29 protein-coding genes and 1 pseudogene are annotated in these 25,305 nt (G+C 69.1%); 18 read left to right on the forward strand and 12 right to left on the reverse strand.

Features of this window, described 5'->3' with window-relative positions:
• Positions 1 to 510, reverse strand: a complete 510-nt coding sequence (locus tag M8C17_RS00235) for a DinB family protein (protein ID WP_252414070.1) — start codon at positions 508 to 510, stop codon at positions 1 to 3.
• A gap of 4 nt (positions 511 to 514) precedes the next feature.
• Complete coding sequence (locus M8C17_RS00240; RefSeq protein ID WP_252414071.1) at positions 515 to 1,552, reverse strand: aldo/keto reductase; 1,038 nt, start codon at positions 1,550 to 1,552, stop codon at positions 515 to 517.
• A 111-nt stretch (positions 1,553 to 1,663) separates the two neighbouring features.
• On the opposite strand from M8C17_RS00240, the gene M8C17_RS00245 reads away from it, so the two are divergent.
• The 6 genes from M8C17_RS00245 to M8C17_RS00270 all read left to right on the forward strand — a co-directional run bounded on the left by M8C17_RS00245 (position 1,664) and on the right by M8C17_RS00270 (position 5,869).
• Positions 1,664 to 3,217, forward strand: coding sequence for a glycosyltransferase family 39 protein (locus M8C17_RS00245; RefSeq protein WP_252414072.1), 1,554 nt, complete (start codon positions 1,664 to 1,666; stop codon positions 3,215 to 3,217).
• A 24-nt stretch (positions 3,218 to 3,241) separates the two neighbouring features.
• A complete protein-coding gene (locus M8C17_RS00250) occupies positions 3,242 to 3,703 on the forward strand; it encodes an HNH endonuclease (RefSeq protein ID WP_252414073.1) in 462 nt (153 codons plus the stop codon).
• A gap of 84 nt (positions 3,704 to 3,787) precedes the next feature.
• Positions 3,788 to 4,198 (forward strand): VOC family protein, encoded by a 411-nt coding sequence (locus M8C17_RS00255; RefSeq protein WP_252414074.1) that lies wholly within the window; start codon positions 3,788 to 3,790, stop codon positions 4,196 to 4,198.
• A gap of 16 nt (positions 4,199 to 4,214) precedes the next feature.
• Complete coding sequence (locus M8C17_RS00260) at positions 4,215 to 4,721, forward strand: helix-turn-helix transcriptional regulator (protein ID WP_374556526.1); 507 nt, start codon at positions 4,215 to 4,217, stop codon at positions 4,719 to 4,721.
• 5 nt (positions 4,722 to 4,726) lie between these two features.
• Positions 4,727 to 5,353, forward strand: coding sequence for a glyoxalase (locus M8C17_RS00265; RefSeq protein WP_252414076.1), 627 nt, complete (start codon positions 4,727 to 4,729; stop codon positions 5,351 to 5,353).
• A gap of 60 nt (positions 5,354 to 5,413) precedes the next feature.
• Positions 5,414 to 5,869: a pyridoxamine 5'-phosphate oxidase family protein gene (locus M8C17_RS00270; protein WP_252414077.1), complete on the forward strand. Its 456-nt coding sequence runs from the start codon at positions 5,414 to 5,416 to the stop codon at positions 5,867 to 5,869.
• Between the two features lie 114 nt (positions 5,870 to 5,983).
• On the opposite strand, the gene M8C17_RS00275 is transcribed toward M8C17_RS00270, so the two are convergent.
• Genes M8C17_RS00275 through M8C17_RS00285 form a run of 3 tightly spaced genes read right to left on the reverse strand, consistent with a single transcriptional unit; the run spans position 5,984 to position 8,412 of the window.
• On the reverse strand, positions 5,984 to 6,775 hold the full coding sequence (locus M8C17_RS00275; protein ID WP_252414078.1) for an ABC transporter permease: 792 nt from the start codon (positions 6,773 to 6,775) through the stop codon (positions 5,984 to 5,986).
• A complete protein-coding gene (locus M8C17_RS00280) occupies positions 6,772 to 7,734 on the reverse strand; it encodes an ATP-binding cassette domain-containing protein (protein WP_252414079.1) in 963 nt (320 codons plus the stop codon). Before M8C17_RS00280 ends, M8C17_RS00275 begins: the two co-directional genes overlap by 4 nt.
• A gap of 12 nt (positions 7,735 to 7,746) precedes the next feature.
• Positions 7,747 to 8,412, reverse strand: a complete 666-nt coding sequence (locus tag M8C17_RS00285) for a DUF4097 family beta strand repeat-containing protein (protein ID WP_252414080.1) — start codon at positions 8,410 to 8,412, stop codon at positions 7,747 to 7,749.
• Positions 8,413 to 8,635: 223 nt separating this feature from the next.
• On the opposite strand from M8C17_RS00285, the gene M8C17_RS00290 reads away from it, so the two are divergent.
• Positions 8,636 to 9,382 (forward strand): helix-turn-helix domain-containing protein, encoded by a 747-nt coding sequence (locus M8C17_RS00290; protein ID WP_252414081.1) that lies wholly within the window; start codon positions 8,636 to 8,638, stop codon positions 9,380 to 9,382.
• A 233-nt stretch (positions 9,383 to 9,615) separates the two neighbouring features.
• Complete coding sequence (gene rox / locus M8C17_RS00295; RefSeq protein ID WP_252414082.1) at positions 9,616 to 11,040, forward strand: rifampin monooxygenase; 1,425 nt, start codon at positions 9,616 to 9,618, stop codon at positions 11,038 to 11,040.
• Between the two features lie 68 nt (positions 11,041 to 11,108).
• Here the strand turns inward: rox and M8C17_RS00300 are convergent, their stop codons facing one another.
• On the reverse strand, positions 11,109 to 11,876 hold the full coding sequence (locus M8C17_RS00300) for a cyclopropane-fatty-acyl-phospholipid synthase family protein (RefSeq protein WP_252414083.1): 768 nt from the start codon (positions 11,874 to 11,876) through the stop codon (positions 11,109 to 11,111).
• Between the two features lie 395 nt (positions 11,877 to 12,271).
• On the opposite strand from M8C17_RS00300, the pseudogene M8C17_RS32060 reads away from it, so the two are divergent.
• Both M8C17_RS32060 and M8C17_RS32245 read left to right on the forward strand, forming a co-directional pair.
• Positions 12,272 to 12,576 (forward strand): annotated as a pseudogene (locus M8C17_RS32060) (DUF4158 domain-containing protein); the annotation flags it as partial.
• 35 nt (positions 12,577 to 12,611) lie between these two features.
• Complete coding sequence (locus M8C17_RS32245; RefSeq protein WP_374556535.1) at positions 12,612 to 12,836, forward strand: hypothetical protein; 225 nt, start codon at positions 12,612 to 12,614, stop codon at positions 12,834 to 12,836.
• Between the two features lie 54 nt (positions 12,837 to 12,890).
• Here the strand turns inward: M8C17_RS32245 and M8C17_RS00310 are convergent, their stop codons facing one another.
• A complete protein-coding gene (locus M8C17_RS00310) occupies positions 12,891 to 13,604 on the reverse strand; it encodes a VOC family protein (RefSeq protein ID WP_252414084.1) in 714 nt (237 codons plus the stop codon).
• Between the two features lie 36 nt (positions 13,605 to 13,640).
• Here M8C17_RS00310 and M8C17_RS00315 point away from each other — a divergent pair, with 36 nt between their 5' ends.
• Together M8C17_RS00315 and M8C17_RS00320 are read left to right on the forward strand one after the other, a co-directional pair.
• The gene (locus tag M8C17_RS00315; protein ID WP_252414085.1) at positions 13,641 to 14,180 is read left to right on the forward strand and encodes a hypothetical protein; all 540 of its coding nucleotides are present in this window, start codon (positions 13,641 to 13,643) and stop codon (positions 14,178 to 14,180) included.
• Between the two features lie 62 nt (positions 14,181 to 14,242).
• On the forward strand, positions 14,243 to 14,911 hold the full coding sequence (locus M8C17_RS00320; protein ID WP_252414086.1) for an HAD family hydrolase: 669 nt from the start codon (positions 14,243 to 14,245) through the stop codon (positions 14,909 to 14,911).
• Between the two features lie 211 nt (positions 14,912 to 15,122).
• Here the strand turns inward: M8C17_RS00320 and M8C17_RS00325 are convergent, their stop codons facing one another.
• Positions 15,123 to 16,343, reverse strand: a complete 1,221-nt coding sequence (locus M8C17_RS00325; protein ID WP_252414087.1) for an MFS transporter — start codon at positions 16,341 to 16,343, stop codon at positions 15,123 to 15,125.
• Between the two features lie 53 nt (positions 16,344 to 16,396).
• Here M8C17_RS00325 and M8C17_RS00330 point away from each other — a divergent pair, with 53 nt between their 5' ends.
• Both M8C17_RS00330 and M8C17_RS00335 read left to right on the forward strand, forming a co-directional pair.
• Positions 16,397 to 17,164: a DeoR/GlpR family DNA-binding transcription regulator gene (locus tag M8C17_RS00330; protein ID WP_252414088.1), complete on the forward strand. Its 768-nt coding sequence runs from the start codon at positions 16,397 to 16,399 to the stop codon at positions 17,162 to 17,164.
• Positions 17,165 to 17,181: 17 nt separating this feature from the next.
• Complete coding sequence (locus M8C17_RS00335) at positions 17,182 to 17,832, forward strand: HAD family phosphatase (RefSeq protein ID WP_252414089.1); 651 nt, start codon at positions 17,182 to 17,184, stop codon at positions 17,830 to 17,832.
• 126 nt (positions 17,833 to 17,958) lie between these two features.
• On the opposite strand, the gene M8C17_RS00340 is transcribed toward M8C17_RS00335, so the two are convergent.
• Positions 17,959 to 18,642, reverse strand: coding sequence for a TMEM175 family protein (locus M8C17_RS00340; protein WP_252414090.1), 684 nt, complete (start codon positions 18,640 to 18,642; stop codon positions 17,959 to 17,961).
• Positions 18,643 to 18,910: 268 nt separating this feature from the next.
• Here M8C17_RS00340 and M8C17_RS00345 point away from each other — a divergent pair, with 268 nt between their 5' ends.
• From M8C17_RS00345 to M8C17_RS00360, 4 genes are all read left to right on the forward strand, one after another.
• Entirely contained in the window at positions 18,911 to 19,921 is a 1,011-nt protein-coding gene (locus M8C17_RS00345) for a mechanosensitive ion channel family protein (RefSeq protein ID WP_252414091.1), read from the forward strand.
• Between the two features lie 3 nt (positions 19,922 to 19,924).
• Positions 19,925 to 20,281 (forward strand): aldo/keto reductase, encoded by a 357-nt coding sequence (locus M8C17_RS00350; protein WP_252414092.1) that lies wholly within the window; start codon positions 19,925 to 19,927, stop codon positions 20,279 to 20,281.
• Between the two features lie 286 nt (positions 20,282 to 20,567).
• A complete protein-coding gene (locus M8C17_RS00355) occupies positions 20,568 to 21,056 on the forward strand; it encodes a hypothetical protein (RefSeq protein WP_252414093.1) in 489 nt (162 codons plus the stop codon).
• Entirely contained in the window at positions 21,053 to 22,228 is a 1,176-nt protein-coding gene (locus M8C17_RS00360) for a zinc-dependent alcohol dehydrogenase (protein ID WP_252414094.1), read from the forward strand. Before M8C17_RS00355 ends, M8C17_RS00360 begins: the two co-directional genes overlap by 4 nt.
• A 314-nt stretch (positions 22,229 to 22,542) precedes the next feature.
• Here the strand turns inward: M8C17_RS00360 and M8C17_RS00365 are convergent, their stop codons facing one another.
• From M8C17_RS00365 to M8C17_RS00375, 3 genes are read right to left on the reverse strand one after another with little or no spacing between them, the layout of a single operon-like run.
• Positions 22,543 to 23,325 carry an ABC transporter permease gene (locus M8C17_RS00365; protein ID WP_252414095.1) on the reverse strand — a complete coding sequence of 261 codons (783 nt, stop codon included), beginning with the start codon at positions 23,323 to 23,325 and terminating at the stop codon, positions 22,543 to 22,545.
• 31 nt (positions 23,326 to 23,356) lie between these two features.
• Entirely contained in the window at positions 23,357 to 24,115 is a 759-nt protein-coding gene (locus M8C17_RS00370; RefSeq protein WP_252414096.1) for an ABC transporter permease, read from the reverse strand.
• A gap of 15 nt (positions 24,116 to 24,130) precedes the next feature.
• Entirely contained in the window at positions 24,131 to 25,108 is a 978-nt protein-coding gene (locus M8C17_RS00375; RefSeq protein WP_252415040.1) for an ABC transporter ATP-binding protein, read from the reverse strand.
• Positions 25,109 to 25,305 lie beyond the last annotated feature (197 nt).

Raw genomic sequence — 25,305 nt, forward strand, 5'->3', positions numbered from 1 at the left:
TCACTCCCCGGTCGGTCCGCCGGCCAGTTCGGCCACGATGTCGAGGTGACCCAGGTGGCGGGCGTACTCCTGGACCAGGTGGAACAGCACCCGCTCCAGCGACGCCGGGTCCGCGCCGTTCCACCGCGGGCCCGGCGCCCCGATCTCCGCCAGGTCGTGGGCCGTCACCACCGCGCTGGTGTGCGCACCCTGCGCCCGCAGCGCCTCCAGCAGGTCCGCGCGGGTCTCCTCGGGGGCGACGTGCCAGCGCTCACCGCGACGGTCGCCCCACGGCTCGGGGACGTCCCGACCCTGGAAACCCCACTCGATCCAGCGCAGCTCGACGTACCGCAGGTGCTTGACCAACTCCAACGGGGTCCACCCCGAGGGCAGCCGGCTGCGCCGCAGTTCCGGCTCGGGCAGCGCCGACACCCTGGCCAGCACGGACTCCCGGAAGTAGTCCAGGTAGCGCAGGAAGACCTCGGTGCGGCTTCCGGCCGGGACGGTGGGCTCGGGGAAGACGGTCGTCATCGGATCATTGTGCGGGGCCGGCCGGCAGGTCGCGGCCGCGCTGCTGCACACCGGCTCGGCCGTACGGGTAGTCCCCCACCGGTGGGGCGCTCGCCTCGTCCAGCAGCCGGGTCTGCTCCGCGTCGAGAAGCAGGTCGGCGGCGGTCAGGTTGTCGTCGAGTTGCTCGGTGGTCCGCGCTCCGAGGATCACCGAGGTGACCGCCGGCCGGGCCGCCAGCCAGGCGAGCGCCACCGCCGACATGGACACGCCACGATCCCCGGCGACCTGCCGGACCGCGTCGATGACCCGCCAGGTGCGCTCCTCGGCGTTGCGGCCCGCGTACGCCTCGACGCCGCGCTGCGGGTTCTCGCCGAGACGGGTGGCACCCGTGGGCACGCTGTCCCGCTGGTACTTGCCGGTCAGCCAGCCGCCGCCCAGCGGCGACCACGGCAGGATGCCGATGCCCTCGTTCTCGCAGACCGGCACCACCTCGAACTCGATTTCCCGCGCCAGCAGGTTGTACTGCGGCTGCAACGTCACGATCGGGGTGAGGTTGAGGTGCTGGGTGAGCAGGGCCGCCTTCTGCAGCTGCCAACCGGTGAAGTTGCTGACCCCCGCGTAGCGGATCTTGCCCGCGGCGACCGCGTCGTCGAAGAACCGCAGCGTCTCCGGCAACGGGGTCAGCGGGTCCCAGGCGTGCGCCTGGTAGAGGTCGACCGCCTCGATTCCGAGCCGCCGGAGGCTGGCGTCCAGCGCGCGGGTCAGGTGCACCCGGGACAGGCCGGCGTCGTTCGCCCCGGGACCCATCGGGAACCGTCCCTTGGTGGCGATCACCAGCCGGTCGCGCAGGTCGGGCCGCGCCCGCAGCCAACGGCCGACGATCTCCTCGGAGGCACCGGCGGAGTAGACGTCGGCGGTGTCGATGAAGGTGCCGCCGGCCTCGACGAACCGGTCGAGCTGGGCGAAGCTGCCCGCCTCGTCGGTCTCCGCGCCGAAGGTCATCGTGCCCAGGCACAGCGTCGACACCACGGTGCCGGTCGCGCCCAGAGTGCGGTAGCGCATGTCTTCCTCCCCCGTCGAGTAACGAATCTGATCTTCGCACGCGGTCCGACGACCCGCCCGGGCGCGCGGCACGGGCACCCGGGCGGCCGCGTCACAGGCGATGATGTGCGGGTGAGTGAGCCTGCGATCGACATCGACCGGCCTCACCGGCCGGACCCGGCGTCGCCGCCGGAGCCGTCACCGACGCCCGGCCCGCGCACGTGGGGGCCGTGGGTGGTGGCCGGCGCGGTCAGCGTGACGCTGCTGCTGCTCGCCGGGCGCTACGGCTACCACCGCGACGAGCTGTACTTCCTCCTCTGCGGGCGGCACCTCGACTGGGGGTACGTCGACCAGGGCCCGCTGGTCCCGGCGTTGGCCCGGCTGCTCGACACCATCGCACCGGGCAACCTGGTGGTGCTGCGGACGCCGTCGGCGCTGCTGGCCGGTGCGGCGGTCCTGCTGGTCGCCGCCATCGCCCGGGAGCTGGGCGCCGGCCGGGGCGGGCAGATCTTCGCGGCGGTGCTCGCCGCGTTCTCCGGCATCGTCCTGGCCGGCGGCCACCTGCTCAGCACCACCACCGTCGACCTGCTGGCCTGGCTGGTCGCGGCGCTGTGCGCGGTGCGGCTGCTGCGCACCGGCGACAGCCGGTGGGCCCTCGGCATCGGGGTGGCGCTCGGGGTCGGCATGCTCAACAAACTGCTGCCCGCGCTGCTGGCCGTGGGCCTGATCGCCGGGATCTCCATCGCCGGGCCACGCCGGCTGCTGCGCGACCGGTGGGTGCTCGCCGCCGCCGGGCTCGCCGTGCTCCTGGCCGCGCCGAATCTGGCCTGGCAGGCGACGCACGGTTTTCCGCAGCTCGGTGTGGCCGCCTCGATCTCCGATGGCGACAGCTCCTACAGCGGCCGGCTCGACGCGCTCATCCTCCAGTTCGTCATCATCAGCCCGTACGCCGTGCCGATCTGGATCGCCGGCCTCGTCGCGCTGCTGCGCTGGCCACGGTGGCGGGCGTACCGGGCGGTGGGCTGGGCCTGGCTGGTCGTCGTCGGCATCGTGTTGCTCGCCGGCGGCAAGGGCTACTACGACGCGCCGCTGCTGCTGGTGCTCACCGCCGCCGGTGCCGTGGTGACCGCCGGGTGGGCGTCGCGCGGCGCCGTCCGGCTGCGGTGGGGCCTGCTCGCGCTGGGCGCGGTGCCGTTCCTCCTGCCCAGCGTCGTTCTGCTGCTGCCGGTGCTGCCGGCCGACCGGCTCCCCGGCTTCGTGCTCGACGTCAACTACGACGCCGGCGAGACCATCGGCTGGCCCGCGTTCGCCGACTCGGTCGCGGCCGTCCACCGTGGCCTGACACCCGAGGAGCGGTCGCGGGCGGTCATCCTGACCGGCAACTACGGCGAGGCCGGCGCGCTGGCCCGCTACGGCCCGGCCCGTGACCTGCCCCGCGCGTACTCCGGGCACAACAGCATGGTCGACTTCGGCCGGCCACCCGAGAGCGCCGACGTGGTGATCGTCGTCGGCTGGGAGCGTTCCGACCCGCTGAACGCCTGGTTCCACGGGTGCGCGCCGGCTGGTCGGGTGGACCAGCGGGTCGAGGTGGACAACGACGAGAACGGCGGCCCGATCTTCGTGTGCCGAGAGCTGCGGCGTCCGTGGGCGCAGATCTGGGACACCGAGGTACGCCACACCGGCTGACCGCCGCGCGGGTACGGTGACGGCGTGCTGTCGGCGGTGAAGGGTCTCTCGCGGTACCACACCGAGGAGTCGCTACGCGCGTACCTGCTGGGGCGTTCGCACCGCACCGACGACGGTTGTCTCGTCATCCACGGGTACGGGCCGCGACGTGGGGTCCACCAGAAGGTCGCCGGTCGGGCCTGGGCGCACATCGCCGCGTTCGTGGTCCTCGTCGGCGGGTACGACCCCACCCTCGACGTCGTCCACCTCTGCGGAGTCGCCGACTGCATCGAGCCCACACACCTGCGCCAGGTCAGCCGGGCGGAGACCTCCCGGAGCCGCACCCAGCCCCCGCGGTGCCGCAACGGCCACGACCGCGAAATCGACGACGCCACGGGCCGGTACCGTCGGGTCTGCCGGGCGTGCAACCGCGAGGCCCAACGCCGTTGGCGGGAACGCGCCGCCGCCGAGGTTGCCCAGGCACGAGCCGCGTACGGCCGCACCTAGCCCGCCTCCTGCGCGAGAGAAAAGGGCGCCATCGGTCAGGAATCAAGAAGTCCAGGCCAGGTGGCCGCACCTAGCATGATCGCCATGGACATCACCATTCACACCAGCTTCCTCCCGCACGTCGACCCGGACGCCTCCCTGGCCTTCTACCGAGACGTCCTCGGCTTCGAGGTCCGCAACGACGTCGGACAGGGCACCATGCGGTGGATCACGGTCGGCCCCGTCAACCAGCCCGACACGTCCATCCTCCTGGCGCCGCCGGCCGCCGACCCCGGCATCACCGAGGACGAGCGCAACACCATCGCCGAGATGATGGCCAAGGGCACCTACGGCTGGATCCTTCTGGCCACCCGGGACCTCGACGGCACCTTCGAGAAGCTGCAGGGCGGCGACGCCGAGGTCGTCCAGGAGCCGACCGAGCAGCCGTACGGCATCCGCGACTGCGCCTTCCGCGACCCCGCCGGCAACCTGATCCGCATCCAGGAGCTTCGCTGAGCCCTGTCCGTCACCGATGCGGCCGCACTGGCCGGCGTCGCGACCACCTGCACCGCTGGGAAGGAGTTCTGACGTGTGTCACCCCTCGTGGGGGCGCGTCCTGGCCCGGGCGCAGCACCCGAGCGACGATCTCGCGCGACTGCGCCGCGTCCGCGACCGGCTCGACCGGGAGTACGCGCAACCGCTCGACGTCGAGGCGCTCGCCCGCCGCGCACACATGCCGGCCGGGCACCTCAGCCGCCAGTTCCGGCTGGCCTACGGCGAGTCGCCGTACGCGTACCTGATGACGCGGCGCGTCGAGCACGCGAAGGCGCTGCTGCGTCGCGGCGACCTCACCGTCGGCGAGGTGGGCTTCGCGGTCGGCTGGTCGTCGCTGGGCACCTTCAGCACCCGCTTCACCGAGCTCGTCGGCATGCCGCCCGGCGCCTACCTGCGGGCGTGGATGCCATCGTCTGTGGCGAAACAGGTGACCAGACCGGTCAGGAATCAAGAAGCACCGGTCGCCGAGCCGCACCTAGCGTGATGGGCATGGCATTCATCGAATCCGTCACCCTCGACGTGGCCGATCCCGCGGCCGCCAACCACTTCTACACCAACGCCTTCGGTCTGGACACGCAGCTACGCCTGCGCGCCTCGGAGGCGCCGACGGCCGGCTTCCGCGGGTTCACGCTGGCGCTCACGGTCTCCCAGCCGTCCACCGTCGACAACCTCGTCGGCGCCGCCCTGGACGCCGGCGCCACGTCGCTGAAGCCCGCCGCGAAGTCGCTCTGGGGCTACGGCGGTGTCGTACAGGCCCCGGACGGGACGATCTGGAAGGTCGCGACCTCGGCGAAGAAGGACACCGGCCCGGCCACCCGGCAGATCGACGAGATGGTGCTTCTGCTGGGAGTCGCGGACGTGGCCGCCAGCAAGCGGTTCTACGTCGAGCGCGGCCTCGCCGTGGCGAAGAGCTTCGCCCGGATGTACGTCGAGTTCGCCGCCGGGTCGAGCCCGGTCAAGCTGGCGCTGTACCGGCGCCGTGCCCTCGCCAAGGACCTCGGTGTCGCTCCCGAGGGCACCGGATCGCACCGCCTCATGATCGGCGGCGGTGCCGGATCGTTCACCGACCCGGACGGGTTCGCGTGGGAGGCCGCGTCGCTGGCACCGACGCGCTGATCTGCCGCCCGATCTGGCCATCGCTCGCGACGGCCGACACGACGTGATGGGAGAGAGAGCATGACGAGCGCCCCGCCGCGAGGGCTTGAGGAGAGGGTGCGGGACACGCGCGCGAGACTGGAGAGCGACGTCGACCTCTGGGTCGCGACCTCGGGCTCCCCGGGCGGCGTGCACCTCATCCCGCTGTCGTACCTCTGGGACGGGAGCACGATCCTCATCTCGACGCCGCGCGGCTCGGTCACCGGCCGCAACCTGCTGGCCGACGGCCGGGTGCGGCTCAGCCTCGGGCCGACGCGCGACGTCGTCATCGTCGACGGCACGGCCGAGCCGGTGGACGTCGCCGACCTCGGCCCGGAGAAGATCGAGGCGTTCGCGACCAGGACGGGTTTCGACCCGAGCGGGCTCGACGAGCCCTACCAGTACTTCGTGATCCGGCCGCGGCGCATCCAGGCCTGGCGGGAGGCTAACGAACTGCGGGGACGCGCGCTCCTGCGCGACGGCCGCTGGCTCGGCTGACGTCGGTGCACGCACGCACACACTCACCGCCCAGTCGGGCCGACTGCGATGGCCTGACTGGGCGGTGAGTCTGTCTGGACGAGCTGCGGGAGGCGGCCCGCGCTGTCATGGCGGCTACTTCGGGTCGCGGTTGAACTTCGACGTCGCCCAGACGTAGCCGAGCACCGCGAGACCCAGGCACCAGACGACCGCCAGCCACCCGTTGTGGCCGATCTCGCTGCCGAGCAGCAGACCACGCAGGGTCTCGATGGCGGGCGTGAACGGCTGGTACTCGGCGATCGGCTGGAGCCAGCCGGGCATGGCGTCGACCGGGACGAAGGCGCTGGAGAGCAACGGCAGCAGGATCAGCGGCATCGCGTTGTTGCTGGCGGCCTCGGCGTTCGGGCTGACCAGGCCCATGCCGACCGCGATCCAGGTGAGCGCCAGGGCGAAGAGCACGAGCAGCCCGAACGCCGCGAGCCACTCCAGGACGCCGGCACCGGTGGACCGGAAGCCGATGGCCACGGCGACGGCACCCACGAGGACCACACTCATGATCGACTGCAGCACGCTGCCGACGACGTGGCCGACGAGCACCGAACCGCGGTGGATCGCCATCGTGCGGAAGCGGGCGATGATGCCCTCGGTCATGTCGGTGGAGACGGACACCGCGGTCCCGATCACGGCGCTGCCGATGGTCATCAGCAGCAGACCCGGGACGAGATACGCGACGTACTCGGAGCGGTCCCCACCGCCGCCGCCGATGCCCGAGCCCATCACGTCACCGAAGACGTAGACGAAGAGCAGCAGCAGCATGATCGGGGTGAGCAGCAGGTTCAGCGTGAGGGACGGATAGCGCCGCGCGTGCAGGAGGTTGCGGCGCAGCATCGTGGACGAGTCGCGTACGGCGAGGGAGAGGGTGCTCATCGGACAGCTTCCTTCTGCTGGTGGGGAACGACGGCGCCGCCGGTCAGGGCGAAGAACACGTCGTCGAGGTCGGGGGTGTGCACGGTGAGGGTGTCGGCGTGCACGTCGGCGGCGTCCAGCCGGTCGAGGATCGCGCGCAGCTCGCGCTGGGTGCCGTCGCTGGGGATCTGCAGGGCCAGTGCCTGGTCGTCGCGCACGGTCTCGTGCAGCGCCCCGGCGGCCCGCTCGTACGCCGCAGGGTCCTCGAAGCGCAGCTGGACGTGCCCGCCGGGGATGAGCCGCTTCAGTTCCGCGGCGGTGCCCTCGGCGACGATCTTCCCGTCGTTGAGCACGGCGATGCGGTCGGCCAGTTCGTCGGCCTCCTCCAGGTACTGGGTGGTGAGGAAGACGGTGACGCCGTCGGCGACGAGTTCGCGGATGATCTGCCACATGTTGTGGCGGCTGCGGGGGTCGAGCCCGGTGGTCGGTTCGTCGAGGAAGATGATCCGCGGGTTGCCGACCAGGGTCATGGCGAGGTCGAGGCGGCGCTTCATGCCGCCGGAGTAGGTGGAGGCGGGCTTCTTGGCCGCGTCGGTGAGGTCGAAGCGCTCCAGCAGTTCGGCGGCGGCGCGGTGGCCCTCGCGCTTGGACAGGTGGTGCAGGTCGGCCATGAGGAGCATGTTCTCCTCGCCGGTGATCAGGCCGTCGACGGCCGAGAACTGGCCGGTGACGCCGATCGCGGCGCGTACCGCCTGCGGGTCGGCGGTGCGGTCGTGGCCGCCGACGCGGATGTCGCCGGAGCCGGGGTCGGGAGAGATGAGGGTGGACAGGATCTTGACGGCGGTGGTCTTGCCGGCGCCGTTCGGGCCGAGCAGGGAGAAGATCGTTCCTTCGGGGACGGCCAGGTCGACGCCGTCGAGAACGACCTTGTCGCCGTAGGACTTGCGCAGGCCGTTGGCCGCGATCGCCAGGTTGGTCATGGTGGTGCTCCTTCAGAGGCTGCGGGCGTCGATGTCGCCGTGGGCGGTGGTCGCGTGGATGGTCAGGTCGGCCGTGCCGTCGGTGTTCCTGAGTGCGTTGGTGATCCGGCCGTAGGTGGTGCCGGCGTCCAGGGCGGCGGAGACTCCGTGGGCGGCGCCGACGGACACGTCACCGGCCTGGGTGCGCAGCACGACCGTGCCGCGTACGGCTTCGGCGATCCGGATGTCGCCCTTCATGGTGCTGATCTCCGCGGAGCCGTTGAGGCGGCCGATCGAGACGTCACCGGCGGCGGTGTTGAGGCGGGCGCTCGCGGCCTCGTCGAGCGTGATCGCGCCGTGCGAGCCGTCGAAGACGACGTCGCCCAGCCGTCCGACGGCCCGGAACTCGGCGCTGGCCGCCTTCACCTCGACCCGGGAGCCGGCGGGCAGCTGGACCGTCACCTCGATGGATCCGGAGTTTCCGAGGATCTGGTTCTTCGCCGAGGCGGCGATCCGCAGGACGCCGTCGCCGTATTCGACGGTGGTCTGCTCCGCGACCTTTACGTCTCGACCCTTCGAGGCGTCCGCGGGCAGGACCTCGACCGTGGTGTCGGCCCGGTCGGCGGCGATGAACTGCACGCGTCCCGCGGGGATGTCGAGGACGACGGAGATCGGGGTGGGGGTGTCGAAGTTCTGCATCGTGCTCTCCTTGCGCCTGTCGTTTCTGACACCGGAAACGCTACGTTGCGTTCATGAACTGGGCAACAACGTCGTTGCGTCATGTCGGTGTCTGCGCAGGTGGAGGGCACAGAATCGTTGCAACGGCTTTGATTTTAATGCAACGAAGATCGTCTCCTCGTTGCATTGCAAGAAGAATGAACGCTATGCTGGCGGCCTCAGGAACGCGTGAAGGGAGATCGCGATGCCGGGAGGCAGGCTCACCCAGCAGGAACGCCAGCAGATCGCGCTGGGGGTGGCCGACGGGCTCGCCTACGCGGAGATCGCGAGACGCCTCGACCGCCCCACCTCCACGATCACGCGTGAGGTCATGCGCAACGGTGGCCCCACCGGCTACCGCGCGGACCTGGCCCACCGCGCCACCGAACACCGCGCCCACCGGCGCAGGCAGGCGACTCCCCGGGGGCCGCAGGCGTCCCCGCAGGCCCACGGCCGCGACGCCGAGGCCGTGCGCGAGTACGAGGAGAGGTTCACGACCCTCTTCATGCAACAGGGCCTGCCCAAGATGATGTCCCGGCTGCTGACCTGTCTCTACACCACCGACGCGGGCAGCCTCACCGCATCCGAGCTCGTCCAGCGCCTTCAGGTCAGCCCGGCGTCCATCTCCAAGGCGGTCACGTCCCTCGAGAGCCAGGGCCTCATCCGGCGGGAACGCGACGAGCGCCGCCGCGAGCGCTACGTCGTCGACGACGACGTCTGGTACCAGGGGATGATCGCCGCCGCCCGAGCCAACATCGAGCTCGCCGAGACCGCACGGCAGGGCGTCAGCATCCTCGGCCCCAACACCCCGGCCGCCGACCGCCTGGAGAACATCGCCCGCTTCGTCGACTTCGTCACCGAGAGCCTCACCCGCGCCGCGGAGCAGGCCCGCGAGATCCTCTACACCAAACCCGGAGCGACCTCAGGCGACACCGCCCAGCCGGAGTCGTGACCACGTGGCGGGAAAAAGGATTGGACGGGACGAGGCTGGGGCTTGTAGCTTGCCGTTGAACGTGACGCCGCCCGAGGAGGTGAGACCCATGAACGCTGTATCGATGTGGGTGCTCCCCCTCCCCGTCACGGCCGGGCGACTGACGTAGGTGTCGCCGGGAGCGCCCGCCAACCAGGCGCTCCCGAAAGGCAACTCCAATGCACTCTCTTCAATCCACCGACAACGCGGCCCTCATGTTCGACGTGATCATTGCCGGGTGCGGGCCGACCGGTGCGATGCTGGCCGCCGAGCTGCGGCTGCACGATGTGCGGGTACTCGTCCTGGAGAAGGAAACCGAGCCCGCGTCGTTCGTCCGCATCGTCGGTCTGCACATCCGCAGTCTCGAGCTGATGGCGATGCGCGGACTGCTGGATCGCATTCTCCCGCACGGACGGCAACGCCCCGCCGGCGGTTTCTTCGCCGCCATCGCCAAACCCGCGCCCACGGACCTGGATTCCCCGTACGCCTATCTGCTGGGCATCCCGCAGCCCGTCATCGTCCGCCTGCTCGAGGAGCATGCGATCGAACTGGGTGCGCAGATCCGGCGCGGTTGCGCGGTCGCCGGTTTCGAGCAGGACGACGAGGGTGTGACCGTCGAACTGGCCGACGGGGAACAGTTGCGCACGCGCTATCTCGTCGGCTGTGACGGCGGGCGCAGCACGGTGCGTAAGCGGCTCGGTGTCGGCTTCCCCGGCGAGCCGTCCCGGACCGAGACGCTGATGGGCGAGATGGAAGTGGGCGTGCCGCCGGAGGAAATCGCGGCCAAGCTGGCCGACATCCGCGAGACCCACCACCGGTTCTGGCTCCGGCCCGCAGGCGTCGGGGTCTACAGCGTCGTGGTCCCCGCCGCCGGGGTCAGCGACCGCGCGGTACCGCCCACCCTCGAGGATTTCCAACACCAGCTGCGCGCCATCGCCGGAACCGACTTCGGCGTGCACTCCCCACGCTGGTTGTCCCGCTTCGGCGATGCCACCCGGCTGGCCGAACGGTATCGGGTCGGGCGGGTGCTGCTGGCCGGCGATGCGGCACACATCCACCCACCCATCGGCGGACAGGGCCTCAACCTGGGCGTTCAGGACGCATTCAACCTCGGCTGGAAACTCGCCGCACAGATCCGCGGCTGGGCGCCGGAAACACTGCTGGACACCTACGAGGCCGAACGTCATCCGGTCGCCGAGGACGTGTTGGACAACACCCGCGCCCAGACGGAACTGCTGTCCACCGAAGCGGGCCCGCGGGCCGTGCGCAGGCTGCTCACGGAACTGATGGACTTCGACGAGGTGAACCGCTACCTGATCGAGAAGATCACCGCGACCGCCATCCGCTACGACTTCGGCGAAGGCCCCGACCTGCTCGGCCGCCGCCTGCGCGACATCGAGGTGAAACAGGGCAACCTCTACGGCCTGCTGCATCGCGGCCGTGGCCTGCTGCTGGACCGGACCGAACGCCTGACCGTCGGCGGGTGGTCAGACCGGGTCGACCACCTCGCGGATCCCACCGCCGACCTGGGTGGTCCGTGCGTCCTGCTACGCCCCGACGGCCACGTCGCCTGGATCGGCGACGATCAGCAGGACCTGGACGACCACCTCTCCCGCTGGTTCGGCAAGCCCGCCAGCTGATTCCGCCTGCGAGTGGTCATCCGGAATCGAAGCTGTGACTCCTGCGGGGAGACCGGTGACCCAGCTTCTCAGGTGCGCTGGGCGATGACGCGGGTGAAGCCGAGGTGACGGCCGGTGTCGGCTCGCAGCATGTTCACTTCCCGGGGAACGAGCGTGCGGGCGGTGTCGTTGTCGGTCGTCTCCAGGACGGCTTCGCTCCAGATCAGCCAGTCGCGCCACCCGTCCTCCAGGAAGTCGGCGCGTACGTCGTCGACCACGCCACTGCGGCTCCACAACTGCTGCCACCAGGCCGGCGAGTGAAAGGTCCAGAAATCCGGTTCCCAGTACGGCGTGAGGTGCTCCGGCAGCCCGTCGTCGAGTTCCCTGGTCAGCCCCGGCACCACGATGCCGATGTGGCCGCCGGGAGCCAGGAAACGGCTCAGGTACGGCAGGTAACGCGCGTCGGTGCCGAAGTAGTGGTAGGCGTCGACGCTGACGATGGCGTCAAAGTAGCCGTCAGCGAACGGCAGGTCATGCGCCTCGGCCAGCAGCGGCGTGACGAGCTTGGCCTGGCCCGCGGCGTCGATCCTGCGCCAGTTCTCGCTGGGATTGATCCAGAGATCGGCGGCGACGACCTGGACGTCGAACTCCTTCGCCAGGAAGATCGAGGTGATGGCCCTGCCGCATCCAAGGTCGAGCACGCGGGCGCCCGGCGCGAGGTCCAGCTCGGAGCACAGCCATTCGAGCAGCCAGAGGGCACTCGGGCCCATCCAGTTCTCGATCATCCAATGGGGGTCGTAGCCGGCGCTCCTCGGGAACCGTGGCCGGTCCAGCCGCTGCCTCAGATCGTCGGTCATAGGGGCAGGATCGCACCCCCAGCTCGGAGACGTCGATCGATTTGTCGGCCGAGGACCTGCGCCTGCCCCCGGTACGGCGAGGCCGGCCGCACAAGCCGGCACTGCTCAACCGGCTGACTCCAGCAAACCCGAATGCCTTACAGGGTCTCGGCTGCGTGACGATCCTCTCGGTTGCAACAGACTGAATCCTTACGCACAAGAACTGTCATTATGATGCGCGTCCGGTATGCCCCTTGTGTGGCGGTGATTTATCGAATTATCGTTAACGACAAACCAGTAATGGCTAAACGGCGATGGCTTGATCCCGAGCGGGGTCCAGCCATCGCCGTTTCCGGGCATGGACGGCCACGACGACCAGTCGACTTCCGACCCGGCCATGACCCGACTTCCCGGAGATCAACCAGGCTGAGCTCATCCGGCACTTCACGTTGACCGGTGCGGACGAGGCGTTCGTGCGTCAGTTCCGTACGGGCCGCAACGTGCTGAGCGTGGCGTCCAGCTGTACACGCTGCCGTGGCTGGGCTTCGTACCCGACGAGGTCGCCACGGCGCCGGCCGCCGCCGTGGGCCGGCTCGGGATCGCGATGATTGAGCTGTGTGGGTATGGCGAGCGGCAGCAGACCCGTACGGATCATCTGCGCGAGGTGGCCGGCTACGCCGGTTGGCGGTCGATGGACACTGGCGAGTGGAAGGACCTCGAGCCCTGCGGCGTCGGCATCACGAGCAGACTGAGCAGATGTGGTGCCTGACCCTGGCCACCAACGCGATCGTCTGCTGGCCAACGGAGTACCACGGCCTCGGCGTGGCCGCCTTACGCCGGACCGGCCGCGACGTCGACGACGAGGTCCTGGCGCACATCTGGCCACCCACCACGAGACGTGCACTTCTACAGCACCCACTCCCCCGACATCGACGGCGAACTCGCCCAACTCGACACCGACGGCTCCCGGCAAATAGCTGACCGTGCCCTGGCTCAAGGTCTCAGCCGGGGCACGGTGTCAGCTGGATGCGGCACCTAGGACAGCGCTGCCGCAAGGTCGTTAGCGGCCTCATACGCAGTAGCAGCCCGTGTCGCTTCGTCCGCGCTCAAAGCGACACGGTCAACACGGGCCAGCATCTCGACCACCGTGGCCGGATCGTTCAGGACCAACGCAACCTCAGCGCGGTAGACGAGCACCTCCACCAACGCGACCGGGTCGTCATCTGCCTCGGGATGGGCCAACGCACTGTCAAGAATTCGAGCCGCCTGCCGGGCGTCCCCTCTGGAGTCGGACTGCACGACGGCGTTCGCCATCGCCTTGCCCAGCCGCCCAGTCGGCGCCGGCCCGGGGGACGCCGGGGCGTTTTGGAAGACGCGGATCCAGTTGCCGCCCGGATCGATGACGCTGAAGCCGCTCAGCCCGTCGGCGTTCTTCCGCGCCCGGGGCCGGGTCATCCGCGGCGTCCCGGAGACCAACACCTTGCCGTACGCGGCGCGCATTCCCGCCGCGAAAGCCCGGTACAGCTGCCCCGTGTCCGTGGTCAGCACGAGACACGAACCGTAGGACTGCGCCGGATCGAACCCCGCGATCTCGAAGAACTGCAGATGTAGATCTTCACGTTGCAACCCCACGCACGGGTTGGGCTTGCGCTGCTTGTAAGTGGTGTGGAAACCGAGCACCTCGTAAAAGGCGACGATGTCGTCGATAGACGCGCAGGGCAGCAGGGGAACGGTTACCTCGTTGGTCACCCGTACTTCGTAGCCGTCGTGAATGGGCACATGCACATGGAAATGACCGATCGTCAGCCAGAGACGACTGAACGGCCGATACAACGCAAGCTGCGGTTCGAGCGCTGGCTACGGCGCCGCGCGAACGCGGGCCCGTCAGCAGTCGCACCCGCAACGACCTCGGCCAGCAGATCCAGCGCGCCGGCGACTTCCTCGCGTGGACGCAGCAAGACGACCTCTGTCATCACCCAGCACCGCCGTTTCGGCGACCCGCCAACACCGGTCCCCGAAACCGTCGCCGAACTCCTGCTGGCCCTAGGCGACCAGCGCACCAACATGCACACCGCCATCAACCGCGACGCCGGCTGGCTGTTCCACGGCCGCCGAGCAGGCCAACCCCTGACCACCCGCACCATCGCCCTTTTCAGCCGCGACCTCGGCATCCCGACGGTCCCCAGCCGCCTCGCCGCGCTGCGCCAGCTCGTGCTCCAAGCCCCGGCACCCGTCATCGCCCAAGCCCTCGGCTCACCACACCACCCAACGGCACCACACCGCCGCTGGTGGCACTGGAACCGTTACGCAGCCGACGACAGCTGACCAGACCGGCAGCCGCTGAACGTTGTCGAGGCGGACGGACAGCGATCAATTACCGTGCCAGCATGCAGCGACTGGCGTTGTTCGACCTGGACAACACACTCATCGATCGGCAGGCGGCGTTTCACGCATGGGCCGAAGAGTTCGTGACCGATCTTGGACTCGACGACAAGGCCCTGACCTGGCTGATCTTCGCCGACGCACACACGTCCGGCCCCAGAGGCCCCTTCTTCGCCGCAGTCCGTAACGAATTCGATCTCACGCAACCCCCCGAGGATCTCTGGCAGCAATACCGCCGACGCATGCCCGAACTGGTCTCCTGCCGAGCCGAGAACCTCGCCGCTCTCCGACAGTTGCGCTCGGCAGGCTGGCGCATCGGGATCGTGACCAACGGCATGACCGACAACCAGAAGGGGAAGATCCAACGAACGGGGTTGGACGCCCTGACAGACGCCTGGTGCATCTCCGATGAGGTGGGCATCCGCAAGCCCGACCCGGCAATCTTCCAGATCATCGCTCAACGATGCGGAACCTCCACGGAGCACGGCGGGTGGATGATCGGCGACGACCTGACTCTCGACATCGCCGGCGGTCACGGAGCAGGCCTACACACGATCTGGCTGCACCCCACCCGATCGCCCCACAAGTTCGTGGACCCACCGCCAGACTTCACCACGGCCACCGTGACCGACGCCGTCCAGATACTCCTGACTCACGACGGCCTTACACCCTGACACCGCAGGCACGCACCGATGATCACCGGGCGTGACGATCAAGACCGAACTGGGCCGAATACGCGACGTCCGATTACCGCACCCTGCCAGTCGGGCGGGCCTCGGGGCGAGCGCGCCTGGCCGCACGTCCAGGGATTCCGCCTTTTTCACCGGCCGCCCGTCCAGCCTCGCCTCGATTCCCAAACTGTGGTGGACGCTCGGTTCCGGTTGCTCAGTTCGCGGAGTGGGCGTTGACGTACGCCGGCTCGGTGGTCGATGCCTGCGACCGGCTGGCGCGCAACATGGGCGCGGTCACCGCGGCGATCACGCAGAAGATCAGCGGAAGCAGGAACGCGTGATTGAGCCGCGTGACGTGGGTGAGCGCGCCGATGACGGCCGGCCCGGCCAGCATGCCGAGGTAGCCGAGCCCGGCGACCCGGGAGACGTTGGTGGCCGCCGCGGCGGGATCGGTGTGCCCGGCCGCGCTGAACAGCTGCGGAATCGTGCCCGCCAAACCGGCCCCGAACAGAGTCCACCCGGCCAGCGCCACGGGAATCGACGGGGACCAGACGACCAGCACCAGCGCCGACGCGGCCAGTGCGGAGCCCCACCGCAGCACGGCAACCGGGCCGAAACGGGCGGCGATGCGGTCGATGAGCAGCCGCCCGACGGTCATCGCGGTCGCGAATGCGCCGTAGGCCAGCGCCGCGGTGGCCGGCTGCGCGTCCAGCACGTCGCGCATGGCCAGCACGCTCCAGTCGGCCGCTGCGCCCTCGCTGAGCATGAGCATCAGAGCCAGCGCGGCCAGGATCCAGATCCGCGGCGGGGTCGACCGCCAGCTTGGCTTGACCGAAGCCACGTCAGCACCGGGTGCGGTGCTCTGCGGCTTGGCGAGCAGCCCTGGGAAGGAGCCCGCGGCGATGACCAGAGAGAGGACGCTGACGGCGGTCAACGTGGTGGCGGGGCTCCAACCCCAGCTCAGAGTACGAGCCGCCAACAGGGACGCGAGCACCCCGCCGAGGGAGAACAGTGCGTGGAACGCCGACATGACCGGACGCCGGTAGCCAGCCTCCACCTGCACGGCGTGCGCGTTCATGCTGACGTCCAGGCAACCGTTGCCCAGCCCGAGCACCAGCAGGGCGGCCCCCAGTGCCCAGCCGTTGGTCGACAGGCCGGGCAGCACCAGCGCGGCGCTGAGGAACAGCGCGCTCAGCGGGACCACCCGCCGGGCGCCGAAGCGGTCGGTCAGTGGGCCGGCGATCTGCATGCCGATGAACGCGCCGCCGCCGAGCACAAGCAGCAGCGAGCCGAGGGTGGCGTGGCTGATGCCGGATCGGTGCTCGATCGCCGGGATGTGCACCACCCAGATTCCCAGCACGAAGCCGTTCAGCGCGAAGTACAGGAAGGTGGCGGCCCGAGCGGCTCGCAGGTCTTTGGACACGTCAGCGAACATAGCAAACAGATTTGATGTTCGTAAGGTTGCAAGTCGGGCGGGGGTGATGTTCAATGGCCGTCATGACGACGACCGCTGATCGACACCGCCACATCGTCGATGCCGTACATCAGGCCGGGCAGATCAGCGTCGCCCGACTGGCGGAGCTGACGGGAACGTCGGAGATGACGGTGCGCCGGGACCTGGACCAGCTGGCCGAGCAAGGCGTGCTCGAGCGCTACCGCGGCGGTGCGCGCAGTCTGGTGCTGCGTGGGCAGGAGCCGCCGTTCGCCGTGCGCGCCCATGAGGAGCGCGAAGCCAAGCAGCGCATCGCGGCCGCGGTAGTGGAGATGCTCGCCGACGGTGAGGCTGTCGTGCTCGACAGCGGCACCACCTGCCTCGAGGTCGCCCGCTTGATGACCGCACGCCGGCTGACGGTCATGCCGATGTCGCTGCACGCCGCGAACGTCCTGACGGGTGCACCGCAGCTGAGGTTGCTGTTGCCCGGCGGCGAACCGCGCTCCGGCGAGCTTGCCCTCATCGGTCCCCTTGCGCAGGCATCTCTGCAAGCCCTGCGTTTCGACACCGCGATCATCGGCTGCTGCGGGCTGAACGCCGCCGGGCTGACCGCCTACGATCTGGACGACGCGGCGATCAAACGCGCGATGATCGCCTCCGCCCACCGAGTCATCGCAGTCGCTGAACCAGCGAAGTTCGCCCGCACCGCGCTGGCCCACGTCGCACCGGTGTCCGCACTGAGCATGGTGATCACCACCGACGAGGCATCGCAGGACGATCTGACCAATCTGACCGCCGCCGGCACGATCGTGCGTACGGCATGAGTACCACCCCGGCCGCCGTGCTGTTCGACCTGTTCGGTGTCATCGCCCGCAACCAGCCTCCGGCAGCCCGGGACGCGCTCACCACGCTCGCCGGCGTCACTGCCCCCACGTTCTGGGACGCCTACTGGAAACACCGCGCCGCCTACGACCGCGCTGATGTCACCGCCACCACCTACTGGCATCGCGTCGCCGCAACCCTGAACGTCAGCTTCGACGAGGATCGCACCGCCGCGTTGATCGTCGCGGACATCGGGAGCTGGAGCACCGTCGACGACGACATGGTCAGCCTGATCGACCACCTCGCAGCATCAGGACCGCGCCTCGGGCTGCTGTCCAACATCCCCGAAGAACTCGCCGCGCACTACGAACTGCACCACGGCCGCTGGCTGCGCCACTTCGACGTCGTCGCGTTCTCCAGCCGCACCGGCCGGGCCAAGCCCGACCCCGCCGCCTACCGCTGGTGCTGCCAGGCACTCGGTCTCGCCCCCGAGACCGTCCTGTTCATCGATGACCACGCCGAGAACGTCCATGCCGCAGCCCGATTGGGGATGCGAACGCACCTGTTCACCAGCCGAGACGAAGCCGCACGAGCTATCTCCGGCACGTCGCCGCGTGCGCCGGCCAACAAGCACAGGCCAGAGACCGCACGTGGTGGCCGGGCTGGATGAGCGGCGACCGGCGTGCACGAGTGCGGCGAGCATGGTCAGCGCGTCGTACACGACGGGCTCGGCGAGGATGTCGCCGTCTGCGAGTCGATCAGCTTCCGAGCTGTCTTCGAGCCGGTCGCCGGATCGTCAGTTCTCCGATTGCGGGGGGCGAGGCGCGAACCGGCGGGTGAACGGGACCTGGTAGAGACCGGCGCTGGTGACGGCGTAGAACAGCGGCAGCACGACGAAGATCACCAGACCGGCGAGCGGCGCGACCAGGTACCCGATGAGGCCTGCGGCGGCATAGAGGATGACCCCGACGAGCGCCCGCACCCGCTCGGTGGGGAAATGCCGCTCACTCACCTCCGCCACGAGCAGGTCCTTGCGCCGAGCCAGGTAGTGGAAGAACGCCAGCCAGCTCGCGCAGAGTAGCGCGCCGATCAGTGCGTAGAAGGCGACGGCCACACGTTGGTCCTGCTGGTCGTGCTCTTGGAGTGCGTGCGAGACGACCGCGGTCGGGAACGGCAGCAGCGCGGTGGTGAACAGGACGAGGAGGTTCACCCAGTGCAGGCCCCGATCACTCTCCTTGACGCGATTGAATGCGCCCTTGTGGTTCAGCCAGACGATGGCCACGTAGGTGTACGAGGCGAGATAGGCGAGGTAACTCGGCCACTGCTCCAGCAACCCGAACAGCAGGCGACCGGGCGGCACGTCCGGCACCCGGAGATCCAGCACGAGCAGCGTGATGATGATGGCGAAAACTGCGTCACTGAACGCTACGGCACGGCTGTTGTCCGACCGGATGCCGATGTCGTTGGTCGGCCTGCTCATGGCCGTGGCTACCCGCCGACACCCGCGCTAATCGGCTCCTCGTAACGGAGCCGCTGCGCAGCAATCGCCGCGCTCGAGCTCTGGCTGTTCGGCATCCGCAAGCGCACCAAGCCCGGCTACCCGGAGACCGCCGAGCGGCTGACGAAGGCCGCTCAGCGCCTGTTTGTCGATGTTTGCCGCTCATCACCGGACCGGATGGCACCCTGGGCACGTGGACTGGGCAGGGAGCTGAGAAAGGCGGCATCGGGATCACGGTGAACGACCTCTGATGCGTACCGCGTTGATCGTTGTAGCCGCGCTGGCGACGGCCGTGGTCGTGGACCTGATCTCCGGCATGGTGGTCCGCCGGGTAGCTCGCGGCCGTTACAGGTGGCTCCTGGAACCGCTGCGGCACGCCTGCCGCCGCCCGGCGGCCGCGGTCCTGCTGGTCGCAGCGCTGTACTACGCGCTGCCACCCGAACCGGCAGGGTGGCCGCGTCACCTGCGGCACGCCATCCTGCTGATCCTGATCGCCGCCAGTGCATGGCTGGTGAACAGGACGTTGAGCGTGGTCGAAGTGGTCTCGTTCAGCAAGCTGCCGAGCGACTTGGTCACCAGCCGGCGCATCCGGCGGGCCCGGACCCAGATCCGCCCCGTGCGGCGGCTCACCGTCGCCGTGGTGACGATCGTCGCGATCAGCCTGATCCTGATCACGTTCCGGCCGGTACGCGTCTTCGGCATCTCCATGCTGACGTCGGCGGGAGTGGTCGGCGCAGTGATCGGCCTGTCCGCCCGAACCGCACTCGGCAACGCGTTCGCCGGCGTCCAGGTCGCCTTCGCCGACGGGCTGCACGTCGGCGACGTGCTGGTGGTGGACGGCGAATGGGGCCGGGTCGAGGAGGTGAAGCTGACCAACGTGGTGATCCGGCTCTGGGACGACCGGAATCTGATCCTGCCGACCACATACTTCACCGAGCGGCCGTTCCAGAACTGGACCCGGAACGAGTCCCGGGTGGTCGGCAAGATCCAGATGCATGTCGACCACACCGCCGAGCTGGACGACCTGCGCCGGGAGGCGCGCCGCCTGGTTGAGTCCTCACCGCTGTGGGATCGCGGCCAGTGGGTGCTCCAGATGGTCGACTCCACCCCGCAGACGGTGGTCATCCAGGTGCAGGCCTCGGCGGCCGACGGTGCCAGCGCCTGGGACCTGCGCTGCGACCTACGCGAGGGACTGATCCGGTACCTGCGCGAACAGCACCCCCAGTGGCTGCCCCGCACCCGCAACCAGTACCAGCCCTGACCGGTGACCAATCAGATCCTGTACAACCTGACCCGCCGCGGCCCGGAGCACGACCTGCTGCCGTGGCTACGCGAGCACCGCATCCCGGTGATGGCGCACTCGCCGATCGAGCAGGGCAGACTGCTGGGGCACGCCCAGGTCGCTGAGGGCGCCGCCCGGCACGGGCCCACGCCCGCTCAGGTGGCGCTGGCCTGGCTGCTGCGGCAGGAGACGGTTGCGGCCATCCCTCGATCGTCCAGGCCCGAACACACCCGGGAGAACGCGGAAGCGCGCGACCTGCAGCTGACTGAGGAGGACGTGGCGGAACTCGACACGGCGTTCCCGCCGCCGTCCGGCCCGCAACCGCTGGAGATGTTGTAGGGCCAGCGACCGTTTCGGCGGGAGCCAGGCGAGATCACCGTCGAGCTGGTGGCGCGATGTCATCGGGGTTTCCCCGCATGCTCACCGGCGGCCGGATGTGGTCCCGCATAGCCAGGTCGACGACCGTCATCACTGGCATGGTCTCGTCCCACAGCACCCGACCAGCCGGCAGTCACCTAGTGCCAGAATCACCCCTGTGCGGCCCGCCCCTTATGAAATGGTTTGCTCTGAACGCTGCCAAATATCGACGGCACCCACACGAGCAGATCAAGCGACAGGGGCGGACATGAGGTGGCTGATCGGCGGAGGGGCCGTGGTTGCCGGCGGGATGGTCGCCCGGCGCCTGCTCGGCGGGGCTGGCCGGGGCAACGATCACTGGCAACGGGGTCAGGCGCAGCGGCGCGAGCCGCGGTGGCATGTGGCGACGGTGAACCGACCGCCCAGTGACGTCGCCCCGGGCGGACGGTTTCCCGAGCCGCTGGCCGGGCTCGGCGACGCCGTCGAGGTCCAGGTCCGGCCTGCCCCCGGCGACCGGGGAACAGAGATCGCCGTACGGCTGCGCGACGGTGCCCGACTCCCTGTTGCCGCCGCGGCCCGACGGGCCACCGGCCGAGATCCTGAGCAGGCGATCCGGGCGGCCCTGCGAGAGTCGAAACAGCTTATCGAGACCAGTGAGGTCCTCCGCCCGGACTATCCACCCACCACCGAGCCGACTCCGGTGAACAAGCCACTGCGGATGGCCACCCGACAGGGTCGGCGGGAGGGACGGCTGTGAAGGCCCTGGTCTGGGAAGGAGCCAACGAGCTCGCGGTGCGGCAGGTTCCGGACCCGCAGATCCGCAACGAGCAGGACGCCATTGTCCGGGTCCGCCGGACTGTGACCTGTGGCTCTGACCTGCACCTGCTCGGCGGGTACATCCCGTTCATGGAACGTGGCGATGTCCTCGGGCACGAGTTCCTTGGCGACATCGTCGAGGTCGGCCCCCAGGTACGCAACCACAAAGTAGGCGACCGGGTCGTCGTCTGCTCGTTCATCTCCTGCGGCAAGTGCTGGTACTGCCAGCAACAACAGTTCTCGCTGTGCGACAACGGGAACACGAACCCGATGATCACCGAGAACATCTGGGGTTCCGCGCCCGGAGGCTGCTACGGCTACTCGCACGCACTCGGGGGCTTCGCTGGCAGCCACGCTGAGTACATCCGTGTCCCCTACGCCGACCAGGGTGCCTTCAGCGTCCCGGACGGGGTGAGCGACGAGCGCGCGCTGTTCGCCTCCGACTCCGCGCCGACCGGCTGGATGGGCGCCGACCTCGCCGGGGTCAAACCGGGTGATGTCGTCGCAGTCTGGGGTGCCGGCGCGGTAGGGCAAATGGCCGCCCGCGCATCCGTGCTGCTCGGTGCCGATCGGGTGATCGTGATCGACCGACTCGACAACCGGCTCCAGATGGCCCAGACGCATCTCGGCGTCGAGACGCTGAACTACGAGCAGCAGGACGTCAGCGGCGAGCTGCTGGAGCGCAGTGGCGGTCGAGGCCCAGACGTGTGCATCGAGGCAGTCGGCATGGAATCGCACAGCAGCGGTCCGCAGTTCTGGTACGACCAGGTCAAGCAGCAGCTGCGGATCGAGTCCGACCGTCCGATCGCTGCCCGGGAGGCGATCTACAACTGTCGCAAGGGCGGCAGTGTGTTCGTCCTGGGCGTGTTCGCCGCCCTGGTGGACAAGTTTCCACTCGGGGCGGTGATGAACAAGGGGCTGACGCTGCGCGGCGCACAGCAGCACGGACAGCGCTACATTCCCATGCTGTTGGAGCGGATGGCCCGCGGCGAGCTGGTCACGGAGCATCTCGCGACGCACACCATGCCGTTGGACGAAGCTCCGCGCGGCTACGAGATGTTTAAACAGAAACTCGACGGATGCGTACGGGCCGTCTTCCAACCCACCAGCTGACCGGTACCGCCGAGGCCACCGTCACCGTCGTCCTCGCACCGCCCGTAGCTCGACCTCACTGGCCGCACCGCCACGCCGACCGACGTGCGTCGCGAGGCCCAGTCCCGCGGCGGCGACGACTTCCTCGTCCACGTCGCCGTGCCCAGCGTGGACAGCTTGCACGCCTTCCTGATGACAAGTTCAGCGGACGCCGCGAGATCGCCGGGTTCCGCAGCTCGGTGATCTACCAACACGCCCGCAAGCGGGTCATCGAACCCCTCGACCCGTAACACGGCGAGATGATCCGCACCGCCATCGGCGACGTCGAGGTGTTGTCAGCGCAGCATCGCCCGGGTCATTCGGCGGGTGGCGACGTACATCGCGATGGACCCGAAGGCGATGAGGTAGACCACGGGGATCAGCAGGTCCCAGCTGAGGCGGCCCAGCGCGGGTTCCCGGACGAGCTCGATGCTGTGGTAGAGCGGTAGCGCCCGGATCAGCGGCTGCACGGCCTCCGGGTAGACCGACAGCGGGTAGAACGTCGTCGCGAAAAGGTACATCGGCAGCATGAAGAGCTGGATGTACTGGAAGTCGGGGAAGTCACGCAGGTACGTCGTGACGGCCAGTCCACCCGCGGCGAACGCGTAGGAGATCAGCACCGACGCCGGCAGGGCCAGCAGCACCCAGGCCGAGGTGACGAGCCCGCCGAGCGCCATGAGGGTGAGGAATCCGATCGACGTCAGCAACGCGTTGATCATCGCGCTGGTGACCTCGCCAACGGCGATGTCGGTGACCGAGAGCGGCGTCGGCAGGATCGCGTCGTAGGTCTTCTCGACCCTCATGCGGACGAAGACACCGAAGCTGGTCTGGTTGAACGCGGTGTTCATCGCGGTCGTGGCCAGGATCGCCGGGGCCACGTAGACGGCGTAGGGGACATCGACCCCGGGTACCGTGCCGACGAGCAACCCGACGCCGACACCGATCGACAACAGGTACAGGATCGGTTCGACGAGGGCGTTGAGCAGCGGCGTGACCGACCGGCGGTAGAGCATGAAGTTGCGTTCGACCAGAGCCAGGGTCCGACGTCGCGTCCAGGTGGGTACGGCGACGGTGGTCATGGTCTCTCCACGGGGTTGTTGGCGTCGGCGGTCACGGATGCAGCCTTCGGCGGTAGGTGATGCGAGCGACCAGGAAGCCGCCGACCGCGAGCGCCAGCAGGTAGATGACGTGGACGGAGCTGCCGATGATCGTCGCCGTGCCGAGGCTGAGCGTGCGGCACAGCTCCACCCCGTGCCACAGCGGCAGCACGTAGGACACCGGTCGGATCCACTCTGGTAGCTGCGAGACCGCGAAGAACGTACCGGAGAACATGTAGAGCGGCATGATGACGAAGCGGAACACCGTGTCGATGTGGCGCAGCTTGCGCACGCCGACTGCCCACGCCGCGGCCGGTGCCGCGAACGCGACGCCGGTCAGCGTCGCGCCGAGCAGGGCGCCGAGCGCCCACCACCCTCCGATCAGCCCGAACGCGGCCATCACCACGATGAAGGCACCGCTGGCGATGAGCACCCGGAAGGCGATGAAGAGCAGGTGCCCGGCGGCGAGCTGCTCCGGCTTGAGCGGCGTCGGCGTGGCACCCCGGTAGGCTCCGAAGCCCGCAGCCCGGGCGACCCCTGCGGATCCCTCCAGGAACGCGTTCTGCATCGCCGCCGCGGCCAGCATGCCGGGAGCGAAGAACGCCGCGTAGGTGACACCGGCGATCTGGGTTGGCGCGTTGTCGTCGACGAGGGAGCCCAGGCCGGCGCCGACACCGATGAGGAACAGCAACGGGTTCAGGACGTTGATCACGATCGAGCCGCGCCAGGTGCGCCGATAGAGCGTGATCCAGTATCCGAAGGAACGAAGCACCGGTGGTCTCTCCTGCTACTCGATGAGCGATCGGCCGGTGAGCTTGAGGAACACGTCCTCCAACGTCGCGCGGCGGACCAGTGCGGTGAGTGGCGTGAGCGACATGGCGTGCACCGTGGACAGGGCCGCCTCGCCGTCGGCGGCGTAGACGAGCACCCGGTCGGGAAGCAGTTCGACGCGGCCGTCGGTGTCGTTGCCGCCGGTGGCCAGTGGCGACGTCCGGAGCTTCTCCGCCGCGGTGTCCCGTTCGTCGAGGCGGAAGCGGAGTTCGAGAACATCTCTGGTCGCGTACCGGGTGATCAGATCGCGAGGCGAGCCGTGCGCGACGATCCGACCGTGGTCGACCACGACGAGGCGGTCGCAGAGCTGCTCGGCCTCGTCCATGTAGTGCGTGGTGAGGATGAGCGTGACGCCCTCCTGCTTGAGCCGGAAGAGCCGGTCCCACAGGATGTGCCGAGCCTGCGGGTCGAGGCCGGTGGTCGGTTCGTCCAGCAGCAGGATGTCGGGTTCGTTGATCAGAGAGCGGGCGATGGTCAGCCGCCGGCGCATGCCGCCGGACAGCGTCTCGACCTGGTCTCCGGCCTTCTCCTCAAGCTGGGCGAAGCCCAGCAGTCGGGTCACGCGCTCGCGGATGACCGCCCGCGGCAGGCTGAAGTATCGCCCGTAGATGTGCAGGTTCTCCCGGACGGTGAGCTCGTTGTCGAGGCAGTCGTCCTGCGTCACGACACCCAGTCGGGAGCGGATCTCCGGCCCCTGTCTCATCGGGTCCATTCCGAGCACGCGCAGGCTGCCGCCGCTGATCGGGGACGTCGCGGCGATCATGCGCATGGTCGTGGATTTGCCGGCACCGTTGGGGCCGAGAAGTCCGAACGCCTCACCCCGCTGGACCTCGAAGTCGATGCCGTCGACGGCGCGGAACTCCGCTGTGGACCTGCGCCGGGGATAGACCTTGGTCAAGCCGGTCGCCGCGACCAGAGGACGTTCGCTCACCAGGGCAGCCTACGGATGACAACTTGCAACTGCAAGATTTAAACAAGAGTACGCAAAATCTAGACAGGGCAGTCGGGGCGGGGCGCGCCGGTCGGTACCAGCAAGGCCGGCCGGAGCGGGTTGCCAGCACCTTCAGGTGATCGCTGGCGGCAATTTGTAGGTTGTCTTCTTGACGGGCGGTTGACACGTAGCTAAGTTTC

The sequence above is a fragment of the Micromonospora sp. RHAY321 genome (assembly GCF_023896955.1).
GTDB lineage: Bacteria > Actinomycetota > Actinomycetes > Mycobacteriales > Micromonosporaceae > Micromonospora.